Origin of the sequence: Streptomyces sp. NPDC046862 (assembly GCF_040704615.1) — a bacterium.
Classification (GTDB): Bacteria; Actinomycetota; Actinomycetes; order Streptomycetales; family Streptomycetaceae; genus Streptomyces.
Genome location: NZ_JBEYXP010000001.1, coordinates 163734 through 181737 on the forward strand (window position 1 = coordinate 163734; position 18004 = coordinate 181737).

Here is an 18004-nt window from a genome sequence, read left to right on the forward strand (position 1 = left end):
CCCTTCGATCGAGGTTGTCCGCGTCATGAACTCACGCCAGCGCCGCGGCGTCATCCTGCTGGTCCTCTCGGCCCTGTGCGCCGTCGGCGCGTTCGCCGGGGTGCTCTCGGTGATCCGTGACGTGGACTCCAAGGTCGGGCCCGAGGTGACGGCGTACCGCCTGAGGAACGACATCGCGCCGTACAAGGAGCTGTCGGCGGACCAGTTCGAGAAGGTGTCGATGCCCGAGCGTTGGCTGTCGGACACGGCCGTCAGGAACCTTCGTGAGATCCGCGGGAAGATCGCCGTCACCAAGCTGGAGAAGGGATCACTCCTCCAGACCGACATGATCGTCGACCGGCCCGACCTGGAGCCCGGGCAGCAGGAGATCGCGATCATGATCGACGCGTCCACGGGCGTGGCCGGAAAGATCAACCCCGGCTCCCGCGTCAACATCTTCGCCACCTTCGAGGCCGACGACAGCGACAAGGGCGTCGACCAGTCCAAGCTGATCGTCGCCGACGCGCGCGTCCTCGACGTCGGCAAGCTCACCGCGCTCGACCCCGACCAGTCCAGCAACGACCGCCGCCGCACGGCCACCGACGCGGTCCCCATCACCTTCGCGCTCAACACGGCGGACGCCCAGCGCGTCGCGTACGCCGAGTCGTTCGCCGAGCACGTCCGGCTCGCCCTGGTCGCGGGCGGCGACGCCGGCAGCGTGTCGCCCTCGGACCGTACGTACACCCTCAACGAGGACAAGTAGGAGGCCGCGCATGAGGTCAGTACGTAAGGTCCGCAGGGTTCGTATGGCTTCCGCAGGGGTTGCTTCGGGGCGGGGACTCGGGCTGGGGCTGGGGTCCGGCCGATGACCATCCGCATCCTCCCCGCCGTCGGGGACATCGACTCGGCCCGGGCCCTGAGCACCCTGCTGAGCCAGCTCGCGGACGCCGAACCGGCCGCGCCGGTCCCGGACTCGACCGCGCTGCTGGACACTCTCGCCCGCCTGGCGGCCGAGTCCCTGGACGAACTGCCCGAGGTCGTCCTGGTGCACGAACGGATCGGCCCGGTCCCGGCACTCGACCTCATCCGCGACCTGGTCATGCGCTTCCCGGCGGTGGGGGTCGTCCTCATCACCGCCGACACGAGCACGGGCGTGCTGACGGCGGCGATGGACTCGGGCGCCCGAGGCATCATCACCCTCCCTCTCGGCTACGACGCCCTCGCCGAACGCGTCCAGGCCGCGGCCTCCTGGTCGGCCGGCATGCGGCGCCACCTCGGCAGCGGCGCGCCGGAGCTGTACGCGGGACCCGGCGGCACGCTCGTCACGGTGACGGGAGCGAAGGGCGGTGTCGGCACGACCCTGGCGTCCGTCCAACTGGCCCTGGCGGCACGCGCGTCGGGCCGTACGGTGGCGCTCCTCGACCTGGACCTCCAGTCCGGGGACGTGGCCTCGTACCTGGACGTGCAGTTCCGGCGTTCGGTCGCCGACCTGGCCGGCATCGCGGACATCAACCCGCGCGTCCTCCAGGAGGCGGTCTACGCCCACGACACGGGCCTCGCCCTGCTGCTGGCCCCCGCCGAGGGTGAGCGCGGCGAGGAGGTCACCGACCGGGTGGCCCGCCAGGTGCTCGGCGCCCTGCGGGCCCGGCACGACGTGGTGATCGTCGACTGCGGCTCCCAGATGAACGCGGCGACCGCGGCGGCGGTGGAAATGGCCGACCAGGCGCTGCTCCTGGTCACTCCGGACGTGGTCGCGGTCCGCGCCGCCAAACGCATGGTCCGCCTCTGGGACCGCCTCCAGATCCGCAAGGCGGAGGAGACCCTCACGGTCGTCAACCGCCACTCCCGGAGCACGGAGATCCAGCCGTCGCTGGTGGAGAAGGTCACCGGCACGCGGGTCGCACGGGTCACCGTCCCGGCCGCCTTCAAGGAACTCCAGTCGGTCGTCGACGCGGGCCGCTTGCAGGACCTCGACACCAAGTCGACGGTCAAGCAGGCGCTGTGGTCACTGGCGGGGGAGCTGGGCCTGGTCGTGGCCCACGAAACCGGCCACGGCCGCCGCCGCAAGCCGGGTTCGGACCGGGGCGCGCTCGTACTCCGCCGAAAGGGCGGTGACCGGGGCTCGGTGACGCTGGAGTTCGCGGGGATGTTTCCCCTGGTGCTCGTGGTGATGGCGATCCTGTGGCAGTGCGTGTTGTACGGGTACACGTACTCGATCGCGGGGAACGCGGCGGATGAGGCGGCGAGGGCGGGGACGGCGGCCTATGCGCTGAAGGGCGACTACAAGGGGGCGTGCGCGGCTGCCGGGGGTGAGGATCTGCCGGGGGCCTGGGACGGCGTGACCATCGAGTGCGTCCCCGAGGGTTCCATCATGAAGGCCACGGTCACCGCTGATGTCCCGCTTTTCTTCCCGGGCTTCGACCCGGGCTGGCCGGACGTCACGGGCAAGGCCGGGGCGGCCCTGGAGGGAGACGGACAATGATCCGGACCCGTCCCAGGCGCGACGACTCGATCCTGGCCCGCTCGGCGGCCACGGACCCGGGGTGTCGTGCGGGGAGACCGGTGTGTCGTGCGGGGGGAGTCGACTCGGTCCCGAACCGCCCCGCGGTCAGGGACTCCGCGTCCCGCCCCAAGCCAGACCGCTCACCCCAGGCCCACCGCCGGAGGCGGCTGCGGTGGCGGCTCACGAGCCCGTACTGCTCATCCCCGGCTCATCACCCCGAACCCGGGGTCGAAGGGGCGGAGCCCCTGGGGATGGGAACGGGTAGGGGCGGCGGGGGCGAGAAACCGCCCACGGGGAAGCCGACGCGCCGCTGTCGGAGCGACCGAGGGTCCTCCATCCTCGAGTTCGCCGGATTCCTGCCCATTCTTCTCGTCGTCGGGATGGCCGCCATCCAGCTCGGGCTCGTCGGGTACGGGATCAACCAGGCGGGTACGGCCGCACGGGCGGCGGCCCGGGCCGAGTCCCTGAACCCCGGTACAGGCGCCACAGCAGGTACGGCGGCGGTGAGCGGATGGCTGAGCCCTTACGTAGACCCCGGAGGGGGCGGCGGCGACACGGTCACCGCCACGGTCACCGTCAACGTCCCCTCCATCATCCCTCTGTTCGACATCCCGCCCATCCAACGCAGCGTCACCATGCCCACCGACGACACCAACAACAACTGACCGGTCCCCGAGAGGAGCTGACAAACAAGATGAGCCTCCGATCCCGTATCGCCGCCCCCGAGAACGGGGAAGCCGGACGCGAGGACGGACACCTCGTGGCCGTCTACCGCGCCAAGCTCCTCGAAGAGATCGACCTCGCCGAGATGTCGAGCCTGGCGGCAGCCGAACGCAGGGCCCGCCTCGAACGCGTCCTCGGCCACATCATCAGCCGAGAGGGCCCCGTCCTCTCGTCCGCCGAGCGGTCCCAGCTGATCAGAAGGGTCGTGGACGAGGCACTCGGCCTCGGTGTCCTCGAACCCCTCCTCGCCGACGCCTCGATCACCGAGATCATGGTCAACGGCCCGGACTCCATCTTCGTGGAGCGCGCCGGACGAGTAGAACAGCTCCCCCTCCGCTTCGCCTCCACCGAACAGCTCATGCAGACCATCGAGCGCATCGTCTCGACGGTCAACCGCCGCGTCGACGAGTCGAACCCCATGGTCGACGCCCGCCTCCCCACCGGCGAGCGCGTCAACGTGATCATCCCCCCGCTCGCCCTCACCGGCCCCACCCTCACCATCCGCCGCTTCCCGCGCGCGTACACGCTCCCCGAGCTGATCGGCCTCGGCTCGCTCGACGAGCAGATGCTGATGCTGCTCGCCGCCTTCGTCCGCGCCCGCTTCAACGTGATCGTCAGCGGCGGCACCGGCACCGGCAAGACGACGCTCCTCAACGCGCTCTCCGGCCTGATCCCGTCCCACGAGCGCATCATCACCATCGAGGACTCCGCCGAACTCCAGCTCCAGCAGGAGCACGTGATCCGCCTGGAGTCCCGCCCGTCGAACATCGAGGGCAAGGGCCAGGTCACCATCCGCGACCTGGTCCGCAACTCCCTCCGTATGCGCCCCGACCGCATCATCGTCGGTGAGGTCCGCGGCGGCGAGACCCTCGACATGCTCCAGGCCATGTCGACGGGCCACGACGGCTCCCTCGCCACCGTCCACGCCAACTCCGCCGAGGACGCCCTGATGAGGCTCCAGACCCTCGGCTCCATGTCCGAGGTGCTCATCCCGTTCGAGGCGCTGAAGGACCAGATCAACTCGGCCGTCGACGTGGTCGTCCAGCTGACCCGGTTCGCGGACGGCTCCCGCAAGGTGACGGAGATCGCGCTGCTCGTCTCGCACGGCCGCGAGCAGTTCCGTATCGCCACGGTCTCCCGCTTCGTCCCGCAGCCCCTCGGCGCGGACCGCGTCGTCAAGGGCCGCTTCGAGCACCTCCCGCTGCCCCGCCCGGTCGCGGAGAAGCTGTACGTGGCCAACGAACCGCTGCCGCCCGCGTTCGGCGTGGCCGAGGCCCTCGACGTACTCACCACGAGGCAGGCCATCGGATGACGAGGACGCGCAAGCCGTTGAAGAGGACGTCCCAGCCCCCGAAGAGGTGCCCGGCATGAACAACCCCGCCCTGCTGGCCCTCGGCGCCACCGTCCTGTGCGGCACCTTCGCCGTCGCGGGCGTCCACACGTTCGCCTCCGGCCGCGCCCAGCGCCAGGCCCTCGTCGACCGCCTGGCCGGCACCGCCCCGGCCCGCACGGCGGGCGGCCGCGTCCGCCGGTTCACCGGCATCGACCGACGCCTGCGCCGCACCCGCCTCGGCCGGACCATCAACCTGCGCCTGTCCGCCACCGGACTCGACCTGACGGCGGGCGAGTTCGCCACGTACGTCACCGCGGTCGTCGTCGCCCTCTGGCTGATCGCCGCCGCGACGCTGGCGCCGTTCTTCGGCCCGGTCGCCGCCCTCGTCGGCATCTGGAGCGCGGCCATCTTCCTCAACTGGCAGCGCCAGAAACGCATCGAGGCCTTCATCAACCAACTGCCCGACGTGGCACGGCTCATCGCCAACGCCACGGCCGCGGGCCTCGCCCTCCGTACGGCGCTGGCGATGGCGGCGGAGGAGCTGGAGGCCCCGGCGGGCGAGGAACTGGCCCGGGTCGCCGACCAGTTGACCCTCGGCCGCTCGATCGACGACGCCCTGGGGGAGCTCGCCGAACGCCTGCCCTCCCGTGAGCTGATCGTCCTCGTCACCACCCTCGTCCTGTCCAACAAGGCGGGCGGCACGGTCGTCAGCTCCCTGCGCAACCTCACCAAGACACTGGAGGACCGCAAGGAGACCCGCCGCGAGGTCCGCACGATGCTCTCCGAGGTCAACGCCACGGCCTTCACGGTCCCGTTGCTGGGTCTGGGTTCCCTGGTCCTGATCAACTCCTCGAACGAGGGCGCGCTGGCCCGCGTGACCGGCTCGGGGCTCGGCCAGGCCCTGGTCCTGATCTCGCTGGGCCTCTACACGGTCGGCTTCTTCGTCATCCGCCGCCTCGGCAAGATCGAAGTATGAGAATCCACCTATGAGACACGTATGAGAGGGGAGGAGAGATTACAAATGGCGCCGCTCTTGCTGGCCCTCCTGATGGCCGTCTCGGTCGCGGGCGTCCTCCTCGGCATCCGCATGATCCGCGCGGAGGCGAAACTCCCCGGCGACCTGGCCCTCGCCCTGGAGGTCGGCGCGACCCGCGTCTCCAAGGCGGACTCGGCCGTCGACCGCCTCGGCATGCGCTTCGCGCCCCTCGTCCTGCGCCTGATGGGCCCGCGCCGCGTCGACGCCAAGCGCCGCCGCATAGACATGGCGGGCAACCCAGGAGGCCTCACCCTCAACCGGTACGCGGCCCGCCGAGCCGTCTACGGCATCTTCGGCGCGTTCATGGGCCTGGTCTTCCTCACCAACGGCCAGCTCATCCTCGCCCTCGGCACCTTCGCCTTCGGCCTGCTGGCCGCCGACGCGCTGATCTGGCAGGCCATCCGCGAACGCAAGGACGTCATCGACCGCACCCTCCCCGACTTCCTCGACGTCCTCGCGGTCGTCGTCTCCGCGGGCCTCGGCTTCCGCCAGGCACTGGACCGGGTGGCGGAGAAGTACGAGGGCCCGTGGGCGGACGAACTCCGTATCACGCTCCGCCAGATGGACATGGGCGTCAGCCGCCGCCAGGCCTTCGACGAGCTCCGCAGGCGCAACTCCTCCGAACAGGTCGCCCAGTTCGTCTCGGCGCTCCAGCAGGGCGAGGAACTCGGCTCCCCGATCGCCGAGACCCTCATCCAGCTCGCCACGGACATGCGCCGCACCGACGCCCAGAACGCCCGCCGCCGCGCCGCCAAGACCATCCCCAAAGCCACGATGGTGACCCTGGTCTTCATGCTCCCCGCGACGATGATCCTCATCGCGACCGGGATGTTCCTGGGCTCGGGGACGAACTTCGGCGACATCCTGGGCCGATGATGGGGCCGCTGATGGAAAGCCGACTGTTCCGGTCGTTGTCCCGGCCCCTGTTCCAGCCTCGTTCCGGGCCGTTGAGCCAGCCGCGTCCCCGGAGGCAACCGGGCCCGGTCGGCGGCTACCTGGCCGACGACGTACCCGCCCCCGCGAGCCTGCGCCTCCACCTGAGCGCCCTGCAGGCGCTGTGCCGCCAGACCTTCGCCGTCCGGCTCACCATGCTGCTGATCGGCACTCCGTTCGCGATGGCCAACGCCACGGACGGTGCGCCGAGCCACGCCGTCCTCACCGCCGGGGTCCTCGGCATCATGGGCTCGTACGCCATGCTCAGGGACTGGGACCGCTTCGGCCCCCGCCTTCTCGCGCACCCCTCCCTCATGGCCCTGGACCTCCTCTTCGGCGCGGTCCTCCTCCTGACGGCATCCCCGGCCTCCCCCCTGGCCTACGCCACGGTCTGCACCCCGCTCCTCTCCGGTCTCCTCTACGGCTGGCGCGGCGCCGGAGCCTTCACGGGCCTGCAACTGGCGGTGCTCCTGCTGGTGTACCGGGCCTGGGAACACCGCCCCGGCACGGGCACCAGCACCCTCCTCGTCGCCGGCTTCTGCGTCGCCGCCGGCATCGTCGGCGTGACCCTGCGCAACCTGATGTTCCGCTTCGGTACGGCCACCCAGGCGCTCTCCGAGGCCACGTCCCGCCTGGCCGTGGCGGAGGCCGTGGAGTCCGAACGGGCCCGGATGGCCCGCGAGCTGCACGACTCGGTCGCCAAGACGCTGCACGGCCTGGCGCTGGCGGCGGAGGCCCTGGCGACGTCGGCGGACCGCTCGGCCGACCCCCGGGTACTGAAGCAACAGGCCACACTGGTCGCGGCGGCGGCCCGCCGGGCGGCCTCGGAGTCCCGCGATCTCCTGACGGACCTGCGCCGCCACACGGACCTGACCACGCCGCGCCCGCCGGCGGACCTGAAGACCGAACTGAGCACCCGCCTGGAGGACTTCACGACCCGTACGACGCTCCCGGCAGCCCTGCGACACACGGGCACGGGCACAGGCACCGCGCCTTCGCCCCTCTCACCCGAGACGACCCACGACCTCCTGGCGATCCTCGCGGAGGCCCTGGAGAACACGCACCGCCACGCGCGGGCGACGGAGGTCGTGGTCGAGGTGGAGGAGTCCGCCGACACCGTCCGCCTCCGCGTCGCGGACGACGGAGTGGGCCTGCCGCCCGGCTTCACGGTCGACCAGGCGGCCGGATCCGGCCACTTCGGGCTGCTGGGCATGACGGAACGAGCGGCGAGGATCGGCGCCCGACTGCACGTGACGCGTCCCGCGACGGGCGGCACGGAGATCACGGTCGACCTCCCGCTGCCCGCGCCGCCCACCCCCCGACAGGAGGCCGCCCATGCCTGACCAGGCACTTCCCGGCCCACCCCTCCGCGTCCTCGTGGCCGATGACAACCCGGTCGTCCGCGCGGGCCTCGCCGCGCTGCTCGGCGCGCACCCCGACATCGAGGTCGTGGCGGACGCGACGAACGGGGAGGAGGCGGTGCGTGAGGCCGCGGCCCACCGCCCCGACGTGGTCCTGCTGGACGTCCGCATGCCCGGCACGGACGGCCTGACGGCGCTGCCCGAACTCGCCGCGCTGGCCCCCGTGATGATGCTGACCTACAGCCGGGAACCCCAGGTCGTGGCCGAGGCGCTACGCCGGGGCGCGATCGGCTACCTGGTCCACGGCGAGTTCACGGCACCCGAACTGATCGCGGCGGTACGTGACTTGCGCGAAGGCAGGCCGACGTTTTCCCCGTCGCTGGCCGCCGCTGTCCGTGTCTCATCTCCGCTCGGCGTTTCGTACGAACCTTCACACGAAAGTCACGAACGCTCTTCGCAGCTGCAACCGGTTGTGGCACAGTCGTCGAAAGCTCGGCCCGCAGCCGCGGCACGACTTCGTCGCCGCGTCCCCGACCGACCGGCCTTCGGCCTGAGTTCAAGGGAGGTGGAGGTGATGGACCTCATCGCGTCCGGCATGAACAACCGCCAGATCGCCTCCGCCTGCTTCATCAGCGAGAAGACCGTGAAGAACCACATCAACCGCATCTTCGCGAAGCTGCACAGTTCCACGCGCAGCGAAGCGATCGCCCACTGGCTCGGGACGGCCAGAGAGGGGTGGAGCCGATGAGTCCGGTTGACGGGGAAAGCGGCGGGAGCACGGGAAGTTGGGCCCCCGGACCCACCCGCAGTAGGCGGAATCTCACGTACGGTGCTGTGGTCGGCAGTGGCATCGGCATCGGGCGAGAGGGCGGGCGTCGTGGGCAGGTTCGGTGGGTTCGGCAGGTTCGGCGAGTGGAAGCGGACCGTTGTCTCCCGGATGCGCGGGGAAGGGCGGGACGCGGGGGCCGGGTTCGTGGAGTACGCGGGGATCATGATCATTGTGGCGGGGATCTTCGTGATGATCGACGGGCTGGGGTTGGACGGAGTGATCTCGCAGGCGATCCTGAAAGCCGTGAAGAACGTCACCGGCGGCTGACGGTCCTACGGCCGGTCGACGACCGAGGGTCCACACTCCCCATCTACATCTGGCTGACGTCGATTTTGCTCTTCGCAGCGTTGGCCTTCTTCGCGTTCGCCCAGGCGGCGGTCGCTCGGAATGGTGCTCAGTCCGCGGCGGACGCTGCGGCGTTGGCGGCGGCGCAGGACGCTCGGGACACTCTGGTGCTCGACCTGGGGGACGCCATCGGCACGGACGCCAACTGGCTCGACTGGCTGGATCTGCAGGGTGACGGAGCGCCGCCTACTGCTGGGTCCGAGGCCGCAGCCCAGCAGTTGGCTGCCGACAACGACTCGGCCCTCGTGGGCTTCGGCAGACCCGACGTGGACGGTCACCCCGGATTCTGGGCCAAGGTGCAAACGAACTACACGGTTGGTGACTCGATCATCCCCACCACAGAGGGCCGGCACGCGCAGGCCGAGGCCACCGCCGTCATCCAGCCGCGCTGCGACTTCGACCTGGAGGCGGATCCCACGAAACCCGTCGAACTGGTCTGTGGCGGCGAGCCCGTGAACATCGACCCCGAAGATTTTGATCCGGACGACCTTCCCGATGCGTCCGTGATGTTCTCAGTGCATCTGGCCAAGTGAGAGGGAGCTGTGTCCATGAAGTTCCGGTACACCACGAGGGGCCGCGCGGCTCTGACCACGGTGACAATCGCCACCGGGCTGGTCCTGACGGTGGCCGGTTGCGGCGGGGGAGGGGACGACGACAAGTCGTCGGACTCGAAGTCCTCTTCGAAGTCGTCCACCAGCAATGGGGACGACGAGAAGGAGTCCCAAGCCCCTGCCGGCGAGTCTGCGCTGGCCGAGGTCAAGGCCGGAGGCCTGACACTCAAGGTCACTTCGGCTGCCCGGGAAGAGGGTGGCTTCGTCACGGTCGAGGGAACGGTGACAAATGGCACCGGCGAACCGTGGGTGGGCGCGGAATGGCGAGGCGACGAGAGCGAACTGGTCAAGAACGGCGGCTCGATCGCGGGCGCGAGCCTGATCGACCAGTCGGGGAAGAAGAAGTACCTCATCCTTCGTGACACGTCCGGCCGTTGTCTGTGCACTCAGTTCACCGGTGGTCTCGACGCGGGCGCGACCACCGACTGGTTCGCCCAGTTCCCCGCCCCACCCGACGGCACCAACAAGGTCGACTTCCAGGTCGGCTCCATGCCCCCCGCCTCCATCGAACTCTCCAAGGGCGAGTGACGCATGGCCGCCCTCACGCCCCGTACGCTCACCACGCTCGCAGTACTGAGCACACTCGCCCTCGTCACCACGGCCCACGCCGACGACGGCCCCAGCGAACCCCCGGGCACCGTCACGTCGGCGCCGCCCCCGGAAGTGGACGCCAACAGCCCCGGACTCAAGCTCGCCGAGGGCGCCACGCTCGCGCCCGCGAAGGTGCTGGACATCAAGTCGGTCGTGGAGGACCTCGGCGGTGAGGAGCGCAGGGAGGACACGAACCAGAACGTGACGTTCGCGCTCCAGGCCGAGGTGCTGTTCCCCAAGGACAGCTCGAAGCTGAACCCGGAGGCGAGTTCGCGCATCCAGGCGATCGCCGACGAGATCAAGGGACAGAAGCCCACCACGGTCCGCGTCTTCGGCTTCACGGACAACCTCGGCTCCTACGAACACGGCAAGACCCTGTCCAAGAAGCGCGCGGACATCGTCCACGACGAACTGGCCCGTTCCCTCGGCGGGGACATCACCTTCGAGGTGCGCGGCTACAGCGAGGACTACCCCATCGCGGACAACTCCTCGGAGGAGGGCCGCCGCAAGAACCGCCGCGTGGAGGTGTCGTTCCCGAGGGGCGCGAGTGCGAGCGACAGCGGAACGGGGAGCGAAACGGCGAGTGACCAGAGCTGACGGACACTAGTCACCCGCGTGGGTGACGCATGAAAAGAAGCCCGGCCGGTTGCCCGTAAGGCCCCTACTTTCGCCTTGTGATCGATCTTTACGCGATCGAACTGGAGCCGGAAGTAAGGCTCTGGCTCGAAACCTTGCCACCCCGGCACTATCGCCAGGCCGAGGAGAAGGCGGAACTGTTGGCGTCGTCTCCCACCACGCTCGGTGAGCCGCACTCACGTAGCCTGGGGGAGGGCGTGCGTGAGCTGCGCTTCATTCTGGACGGCCACGCCGTGCGGGTGACGTACTGGCTCGCACCCGGCCGCCGCGTCATTCTGCTGACGGTCTTCCGAAAGACTCGGATGCGGGAAGAAGCCGAGGTCAAGCGTGCCAAGCAGGCCAGGGTGCTGTGCGAGGAGAAGCACGGCCCCGCGCACGAAGAATTCGCTCGCGATTTCCGGGAGGAGCTGTGAACCACACCCGATGGAAGCTGGCCCGGGAGAGGCAGATCGCCGCGGGGTACACGGAACCGCCGGAGGTTGTCGCCGAGCGTGAACAGATCCGGCTGGCCCACGACCTCGGTCAACTGGTGTACGACAGACGCACGGCTCTGGGCCTGTCCCAGCCCGCACTGGGGGAGCGTCTGGGCATGTCTGTCGGCGAAGTCGAGGCGGTGGAAGTGGGCGGCATGCTTCCCGTCACGGCCGATCTCCTGGTACGGCTGGCTTCGGCACTGGACGTAACGGTGGATCTCCACGTGGTGTCCGACGGGCACAACACCGTGGCGTTCGGAGAACGCGCGGCATAGCCCACGCTGCGTGGTCACCAACACGCTCCCAGGGCCAGCTCTCGCAACTCATGCACGCGCCCTTGGCTACTCGTCGGCCGCCTCGTCGGAGCCCAGCGTTGCGGAGGCGCCCGGCGATACGTACGTACCGCGCTGCGGGACCGTGAAGACCAGTCCGTCCTCGACGAGCACGGCGATGGCCCGGCGTACGGTCGTTCGGGCCAGGCCGTACTGCTGCACCAACTGCGTCTCGCTGGAGATAGGTCGGTTCGGTTGCCAGTCCCCGCGCTCGATCCGGGCCCGCAGGATGCTCGCGAGCTGCCGGTAGGGCGTCACGGGCCCTTCGTGATCGATTTCGTCGTCCGGTTGGAAATTCATGATCAGGAAGCTACTCGTACCGATAAGGTCTCTGTCATAGAGATACGTCTCTATACGTAGCGATACAAGGCGAGCTAAGTTGGTCGCAACACAAAGGACCCCGGCGACGGTTCGCGGCCGTCCCGGGGCGTGGCCAACGCTTACTGAGGAGCGTCGACATGCTGGACCCTATCGTCCGAGCCCTCGCCTGGGTGCTGAACACCCTGCTGCCGACCCCGCCCGGCAGGCACCGGGCCGGCAGCACCCCGCCCCCACCCCGCTTCACCGAACGCCTCGACGGCACCGCATCCGCCCTCGTCCGCCCCTACGTCCTCACCTCGGCGGAGCGCCGCCACCAACGGGCACGCCGTCGCGCACTCTGTCTCGCCACCCTCGGCATCGACACGGGCCCGAGCCACATCCACGGGGTCCGCGTCGGGGCCGCCCGATGATCCGCATGTGCGCCCGCTGCGAGCGCACCACCGACAACCCGGTCGTGGTCCACGAGGTGCACGCGGCAACCGGCCCCGGCTTCCACGTCTACGCCTGCCCGGAGTGCGCCCAGCACTACGCGCCGCAGCAGGATCCCCTCGACCTGCTCGACGCCACCCTGCGACCGTCCCGCATGACGATCCGCGTCTACACCGTCAGCCCTGACGGCACCACCAGCCGGGATGGCGGTGTCATCCGCACGTGTACCGGTGACCGCGTCGCAGCGCCCCCGCCAATGACCGCGTACCCGCCGTGCGCCTGCCCCAGATGCCGCACGGTGCTGCAGCCGCGATAGCTGAGCCCCTGGCGCCCGACACGGAAGCGCCTGAGAACCCGCCGGACGGGGCGGCGTCCCCGTCCGCCGGGCCGGACCGCGCGATGCTGGTGCCACGAGCGAGTACGGCCGCGCGGGAACCGGGAGCCGCCATGAGAAAGATCGTCCTGATGATGTCCGTGTCCCTCGACGGCTACTTCGAGGGACCGAACCGCGAGATCGACTGGCACATGGTCGACGAAGAGCTGCTCCAGCACGTCGACGAGTACCTCGTGGACATGGGCGCCTTCATCCACGGGCGGGTGACGTACGAGCTGATGGCGGCCTACTGGCCGACCGCCGACCGTGAGAAGGACGTCACGAAACACGTGGCCGACTTCGCCGTGATCTGGCGGAACATGCCGAAGCTCGTGTTCTCCCGGACCCTGCAGCACGCGCAGTGGAACACGACGATCGTGCGGGACGTCGTGCCCGAGGACATCCGGGCGCTCAAGGCGCAGGACGGCGGCGATCTGACCCTCGGGGGCGCCGACCTCGCCGCCGAGTTCATGCGGCACGACCTGGTCGACGAGTACCGGATCTACGTCCACCCGGTCCTCATCGGCCGGGGAAGGCCCCTGTTCACGGATTCCGACGCCCTCCGGAAGCTGCGGCTGCTGGAGAACCGGACCTTCGGCAACGGGGTCGTGCTGCTGCGCTACGGGCGAGCCGAGCCGGACGACTCCGCGGACACGTAATGCGGTTGTACGAGTTCCCGGCCGTAGGTAGGAAGGCCTGATGACTGAACTCGGTGCTGTGTTCCGGCCCCAACTTCCCCCCGAGCGGCTGCGCGCGATCGCGCGTCTGGCCGACGAGACGGGCCTGGAACAGTTGTGGCTGTGGGAGGACTGTTTCCTGGAAGGGGGCATCTCGACCGCGGCCGCCGCCCTCGCCTGGACGGAGCGGCTGCGGGTGGGAGTCGGCCTGCTGCCCGTGCCGTTGCGGAACGTCGCGATCACCGCGATGGAGACCGCGACACTGCACCGCCTGTTCCCGGGGCGGGCGACCCTGGCCGTGGGGCACGGCGTGCAGCGCTGGATGGCCCAGGTCGGGGCGCGGCCCGAGTCGCCGCTGACCCTGCTGCGCGAGCATCTGCTGGCCCTGCGCGCACTGCTCGACGGGGAGCGGATCACGACCGGCGGCCGCTACGTGAAACTGGACGACGTGGCGCTCGACTGGCCCCCGGAGGCCCGGGTGGAGATCCTGGCCGGCGCGGCCGGGCCGCGCACGCTGCGGCTCTCCGGTGAGGCGGCGGACGGCACGATCCTGACCGCCGCTACGTCCCCGGAGGACGTACGCCGTGCCCGCCTGCTCATCGACGAGGGGCGGAAGTCGGCCGGCCGCACTGATGCCCACAAGGTGATCGTCTACCTCCTCTCGGGGACAGGCCCGGACGCCTCCGCCCGCCTCCGGGCCGAACAGGAGGCGGAGGGGCAGGCCACAGGGGTCGCCGGAGACGCGGACGCCGTCGCGGAGGCGGTGCGCGACCTCGCGGAGGCGGGCGCGGACTCGGTGATCCTCCAGCCGACGGCGGACGAGCCCGACCCGGAGGGCTTCGTGCGGTTCGTGGCGACGGAGGTGAGGCCGCTGGTCCCGTGAACTCCGCTGGTCCTGCGGGCTGTTCAGGCGCAGGTCAGCGGGCGTTGTCAGTGCCCGCTGGCACACTCCGGGGATGAGCGACAACGGCGAGATCGTGCGGCTGCGGGACGTCGAGAAGAGCGACCTGGAGCTCTTCCACATCTACGAACAGGACCAGGAAGCGGTGCGGCGGTCGAGGTTCACTCCCCGCGAGCGGGAGGCCTTCATGAACCACTGGGTCACCAACATCCTCGGCGACGACACCGTCCTCAAGCAGACGGTCACGGTGGACGACGCCAACGCCGGGGGCCTGGTGGCCTGGTGGGAGGACGACGGCCGCCGCTTCCTCGGCTACTGGCTGGGCCGCCGGTACTGGGGCAGGGGCATCGGCATAAGAGCCCTGGCCCTCTTCCTCCAGCAGGAGCGGCACCGCCCCCTGTACGCCGACCCCTTCCACGGCAACACCGCATCGGTCCGCCTCCTGGAGCGCCACGGCTTCCGCCACGAGGGCACGGTGCGGCACGGCGAGGACGAGCACGCCCTGCTGGTCCTGGAGCAGTGACCTGGGGCAGTGACCTGGAGCCGGAGGGGCCCTCTCCTCGCCCGGGAATTCGGTCGCGTCCCCCTCTCCGCCCTTGCGAGGATCCCCCCCATGACCACCGCCGACACCGACCACGCCCACCTCGCCCACCTCGCCCACCGCCCCCACCACCATCACCCCCGCCGCACTTTCGAGGACCTCGTCACCGAGGCCGAGGCCGCGCCGACCGAAGGCTGGGACTTCTCCTGGTTCGAGGGCCGGGCCACGGAGGAGCGGCCCTCGTGGGGGTACGCGCGGTCGATGGCCGAGCGCATCGCGGGTGTCTCCGCCGCGCTGGACCTCCAGACCGGGGGAGGGGAGGTCCTGGCCTCCGCCCCGGTGTTCGCCCCGCTCACCGTCGCCACCGAGGGCTGGCCCCCGAACGTGGCCAAGGCCACCGCCCTTCTCCACCCGCGCGGCGCCGCCGTCGTCGCCAGCCCCGAGGACGCTCCGCTGCCGTTCGCTGACGAGGCGTTCGACCTGGTCACGAGCCGGCACCCGGTCAGCCCGCAGTGGGCGGAGATCGCGCGCGTCCTCAAGCCGGGCGGCACGTACTTCGCCCAGCACGTGGGCCCCCGCAGCGTGTTCGAGGTCGTCGAGTACTTCCTCGGCCCGCAGCCGGAGGAGCAGAGCAGTGACCGCCACCCCGACCACGAGCGCGCGGGCGCCGAGGCCGCGGGACTGGAGATCGCCGACCTGCGCGCCGAGCGGCTGCGGATGGAGTTCTTCGACATCGGCGCCGTCGTGCACTTCCTGCGCAAGGTCGTCTGGATGGTGCCCGGGTTCACCGTCGACGCGTACCGGCCCCGGCTCCTCGCGCTGCACGAGCGGATCGAGGCGGAGGGCCCCTTCGTGGCCCACAGCACCCGCCACGTCGTCGAGGCCCGCAAGCCCGGCCGGTAATCACCTCAGCCCCGCCTGCCCCGCCCGCTCGCGCACCCGGCACCCGTACCCCTCCTACCCCTCCTACCCCTCTGACAAGGAGTCGACCATGGCCAAGGGCAAGGGCCCCTACACCTGCGGGCTCGACGCGGCCGTCGACGTCGTCGGCGGCAAGTGGAAGCCGATGATCCTCTGGACGCTGCACGCGGGCGGGACGCTCCGCTTCGGCGAATTACGCCGGCACATCGAAGGGGTGAGCGAGAAGGTGCTGATCCAGCAGCTGCGGGAACTGGAGGCCGACGGTGTCGTCCGCCGCGAGGTCCATCCCGAGGTCCCGCCCCGGGTGGAGTACTCCCTCACGAGCCTGGGCGAGGACCTCAACACCGCCCTGGTGCCACTCGGTGTGTGGGGGGACCGGCACATGAAGGAAATCGTCGCCCGCAAGTTCGCGAACCATCCGAACCACTCGGCCCACCAGAGCGCCGCTCAGCCCACCTGATATGTCCCGCCTCATGCCCATAAAATAGGTGCAGTGTCCACATTGTTATCCGACATGGCTCGCTCAAGTCGGGTATCTCGCGTTAAGTTCAGACCAAGGTAATTCGCGTGAGCAAAGCTGCGCGGGCGGTACCGCGCAGCGGAGGGGGCTGCGCGGTGCCGGGATCCGGCCGTCGGGCCCGTCGTGAACGTGGCCGCGTCGCGAAGCCGGCGACAGTGCCGGCCGGCGACGGCTCCAGATGATGGCGTCAAGCGTGCGTTCCTGACGCGGTTCACCCGTGCGGGGGTGTGCCGGAACAAGTCGTCGCGTGGCGCACGAGCGACCTCAAACCCCCTGAATCCCTCTGGATATCGCCCGATTGCCTTGGAATCCGCTGCGATCCGGCCACGGATACCCCCTGAATGAACGCTTCCGCACCCACCCCGGCGTCGTCGGCCGACTTCGGAGAGTAATTTTTTGGCGCCGATGCACGCAGCATCACTTACGAAGGGTTATGGTGGAAACCCCCCCTCGGGCCGGTCCGTCTCCCCCCCACGGACCGGCCCGTTTTTTTGTGCCTGGACCCGCCGATCCCAGCACCCCCTTGCCCCCGCTCCCCGGCGGCAGCGCTACGCTTCGGCGTGGGGGACCGCATTCGCTACGGAGGGGCTTCATCACGTGAACCTGCGCGACACACTGCGTGGCCTGCTGGTCAAGGTCTACGCACGCAGGGTCGAAGGCCACCTCGACCACGACCAGGTGCCCAAGCACATCGGCGTCATCATGGACGGCAACCGGCGCTGGGCGAAGGCGGCCGGCTCCACCACGGCGCAGGGGCACCGGGCCGGGGCCGACAAGATCGAGGAGTTCCTCGGCTGGTGCAGTGAGACGGACGTCGAGGTCGTCACCCTCTGGCTGCTCTCCACGGACAACTTCGACCGCCCGCAGGAGGAGCTGGTCCCGCTCCTCGGCATCATCGAGGACGTCGTACGCTCCCTCGCCGCCGACGGCCGCTGGCGCGTCCACCACGTGGGCACACCCGACTTGCTGCCGGGTCAGATGCAGACCACCCTGAAGGAGGCCGAGACGGCCACCGCGCACGTCGACGGAATACTGGTCAACGTCGCCATCGGGTACGGCGGACGCCAGGAGATCGCCGACGCGGTGCGCTCGATGCTCCTCGACGCCCAGGACAAGGGCACCTCGATGGAGGAACTCGCCGAGGCCGTCGACATCGACATGATCGGCCGGCACCTCTACACGAGTGACCAGCCCGACCCCGACCTCGTGATCCGCACCAGCGGCGAGCAGCGCCTGTCGGGATTCATGCTGTGGCAGACGGCCCATTCGGAGTACTACTTCTGCGACGTCTTCTGGCCGGCGTTCCGCAAGGTGGACTTCCTGCGCGCCCTGCGTGACTACGCCGTGCGAGGCCGACGCTTCGGAGGCTGACCCTCCGTATCCGGGGTGAGGTGCACATCACCCCCAGTGGGGCGAAAGTAACGAGGAGTTCACCGGGACGCCGTCGTACGACATGGCATGGCGGCGCGTGTTCGAGGGCATAAGCCTGTCAGGTCGGCACCCGAACCACGGGTGTCGGATCTCAGCGGACGGCACGGGGTCGTCCGCCCGGGAGGCCCTTTGCACCAGCCCGACCGTGTGGTCACTGCACGGACGAAGAGGCGGAGGGCCGGTCACCGGCCCGTGCATCGGCGCC

General features: G+C 70.0%; 23 protein-coding genes. 22 read left to right on the forward strand and 1 reads right to left on the reverse strand.

The window, feature by feature from the left end; genetic code table 11:
- Positions 1 to 25: 25 nt before the first annotated feature.
- The 14 genes from cpaB (at position 26) to AB0959_RS00820 (ending at position 11628) form a co-directional block, all read left to right on the forward strand.
- Positions 26 to 742 carry a Flp pilus assembly protein CpaB gene (gene cpaB / locus AB0959_RS00755; RefSeq protein ID WP_366824033.1) on the forward strand — a complete coding sequence of 239 codons (717 nt, stop codon included), beginning with the start codon at positions 26 to 28 and terminating at the stop codon, positions 740 to 742.
- Between the two features lie 102 nt (positions 743 to 844).
- Positions 845 to 2461 (forward strand): AAA family ATPase, encoded by a 1617-nt coding sequence (locus AB0959_RS00760; protein WP_366824034.1) that lies wholly within the window; start codon positions 845 to 847, stop codon positions 2459 to 2461.
- Positions 2462 to 2817: 356 nt separating this feature from the next.
- Positions 2818 to 3147, forward strand: coding sequence for a TadE/TadG family type IV pilus assembly protein (locus AB0959_RS00765; protein ID WP_366824263.1), 330 nt, complete (start codon positions 2818 to 2820; stop codon positions 3145 to 3147).
- Between the two features lie 29 nt (positions 3148 to 3176).
- The gene (locus AB0959_RS00770) at positions 3177 to 4517 is read left to right on the forward strand and encodes a CpaF family protein (protein ID WP_366824035.1); all 1341 of its coding nucleotides are present in this window, start codon (positions 3177 to 3179) and stop codon (positions 4515 to 4517) included.
- Positions 4518 to 4572: 55 nt separating this feature from the next.
- Entirely contained in the window at positions 4573 to 5514 is a 942-nt protein-coding gene (locus AB0959_RS00775) for a type II secretion system F family protein (RefSeq protein ID WP_366824036.1), read from the forward strand.
- A gap of 45 nt (positions 5515 to 5559) precedes the next feature.
- A complete protein-coding gene (locus AB0959_RS00780; RefSeq protein ID WP_366824037.1) occupies positions 5560 to 6450 on the forward strand; it encodes a DUF5936 domain-containing protein in 891 nt (296 codons plus the stop codon).
- A gap of 11 nt (positions 6451 to 6461) precedes the next feature.
- Complete coding sequence (locus tag AB0959_RS00785; protein WP_366824038.1) at positions 6462 to 7850, forward strand: histidine kinase; 1389 nt, start codon at positions 6462 to 6464, stop codon at positions 7848 to 7850.
- Positions 7843 to 8616 (forward strand): response regulator transcription factor, encoded by a 774-nt coding sequence (locus AB0959_RS00790; protein WP_366824039.1) that lies wholly within the window; start codon positions 7843 to 7845, stop codon positions 8614 to 8616. Before AB0959_RS00785 ends, AB0959_RS00790 begins: the two co-directional genes overlap by 8 nt.
- 129 nt (positions 8617 to 8745) lie before the next feature.
- Entirely contained in the window at positions 8746 to 8964 is a 219-nt protein-coding gene (locus tag AB0959_RS00795) for a hypothetical protein (RefSeq protein ID WP_366824264.1), read from the forward strand.
- A 62-nt stretch (positions 8965 to 9026) separates the two neighbouring features.
- Positions 9027 to 9575 carry a pilus assembly protein TadG-related protein gene (locus AB0959_RS00800; RefSeq protein WP_366824265.1) on the forward strand — a complete coding sequence of 183 codons (549 nt, stop codon included), beginning with the start codon at positions 9027 to 9029 and terminating at the stop codon, positions 9573 to 9575.
- 15 nt (positions 9576 to 9590) lie between these two features.
- The gene (locus AB0959_RS00805; RefSeq protein ID WP_366824040.1) at positions 9591 to 10181 is read left to right on the forward strand and encodes a hypothetical protein; all 591 of its coding nucleotides are present in this window, start codon (positions 9591 to 9593) and stop codon (positions 10179 to 10181) included.
- A gap of 3 nt (positions 10182 to 10184) precedes the next feature.
- Positions 10185 to 10841 carry an OmpA family protein gene (locus AB0959_RS00810; protein ID WP_366824041.1) on the forward strand — a complete coding sequence of 219 codons (657 nt, stop codon included), beginning with the start codon at positions 10185 to 10187 and terminating at the stop codon, positions 10839 to 10841.
- Positions 10842 to 10918: 77 nt separating this feature from the next.
- Positions 10919 to 11293, forward strand: coding sequence for a type II toxin-antitoxin system RelE/ParE family toxin (locus AB0959_RS00815; RefSeq protein ID WP_366824042.1), 375 nt, complete (start codon positions 10919 to 10921; stop codon positions 11291 to 11293).
- The gene (locus AB0959_RS00820; RefSeq protein ID WP_366824043.1) at positions 11290 to 11628 is read left to right on the forward strand and encodes a helix-turn-helix transcriptional regulator; all 339 of its coding nucleotides are present in this window, start codon (positions 11290 to 11292) and stop codon (positions 11626 to 11628) included. Before AB0959_RS00815 ends, AB0959_RS00820 begins: the two co-directional genes overlap by 4 nt.
- A gap of 66 nt (positions 11629 to 11694) precedes the next feature.
- On the opposite strand, the gene AB0959_RS00825 is transcribed toward AB0959_RS00820, so the two are convergent.
- Positions 11695 to 11985, reverse strand: a complete 291-nt coding sequence (locus tag AB0959_RS00825) for a GntR family transcriptional regulator (protein WP_366824044.1) — start codon at positions 11983 to 11985, stop codon at positions 11695 to 11697.
- Positions 11986 to 12143: 158 nt separating this feature from the next.
- Here AB0959_RS00825 and AB0959_RS00830 point away from each other — a divergent pair, with 158 nt between their 5' ends.
- From AB0959_RS00830 to AB0959_RS00865, 8 genes are all read left to right on the forward strand, one after another.
- Positions 12144 to 12416 (forward strand): hypothetical protein, encoded by a 273-nt coding sequence (locus AB0959_RS00830; RefSeq protein WP_366824045.1) that lies wholly within the window; start codon positions 12144 to 12146, stop codon positions 12414 to 12416.
- Positions 12413 to 12751 (forward strand): hypothetical protein, encoded by a 339-nt coding sequence (locus tag AB0959_RS00835; RefSeq protein ID WP_366824046.1) that lies wholly within the window; start codon positions 12413 to 12415, stop codon positions 12749 to 12751. Before AB0959_RS00830 ends, AB0959_RS00835 begins: the two co-directional genes overlap by 4 nt.
- A 131-nt stretch (positions 12752 to 12882) precedes the next feature.
- Complete coding sequence (locus tag AB0959_RS00840) at positions 12883 to 13467, forward strand: dihydrofolate reductase family protein (protein ID WP_366824047.1); 585 nt, start codon at positions 12883 to 12885, stop codon at positions 13465 to 13467.
- Between the two features lie 40 nt (positions 13468 to 13507).
- Positions 13508 to 14368, forward strand: coding sequence for an LLM class flavin-dependent oxidoreductase (locus AB0959_RS00845; protein WP_366824048.1), 861 nt, complete (start codon positions 13508 to 13510; stop codon positions 14366 to 14368).
- Between the two features lie 73 nt (positions 14369 to 14441).
- On the forward strand, positions 14442 to 14909 hold the full coding sequence (locus AB0959_RS00850) for a GNAT family N-acetyltransferase (protein ID WP_366824049.1): 468 nt from the start codon (positions 14442 to 14444) through the stop codon (positions 14907 to 14909).
- Positions 14910 to 14999: 90 nt separating this feature from the next.
- Positions 15000 to 15830, forward strand: coding sequence for a class I SAM-dependent methyltransferase (locus tag AB0959_RS00855; protein WP_366824050.1), 831 nt, complete (start codon positions 15000 to 15002; stop codon positions 15828 to 15830).
- Positions 15831 to 15918: 88 nt separating this feature from the next.
- A complete protein-coding gene (locus AB0959_RS00860) occupies positions 15919 to 16308 on the forward strand; it encodes a helix-turn-helix domain-containing protein (protein ID WP_366824051.1) in 390 nt (129 codons plus the stop codon).
- 657 nt (positions 16309 to 16965) lie between these two features.
- Positions 16966 to 17739: an isoprenyl transferase gene (locus tag AB0959_RS00865; protein WP_366824052.1), complete on the forward strand. Its 774-nt coding sequence runs from the start codon at positions 16966 to 16968 to the stop codon at positions 17737 to 17739.
- Positions 17740 to 18004 lie beyond the last annotated feature (265 nt).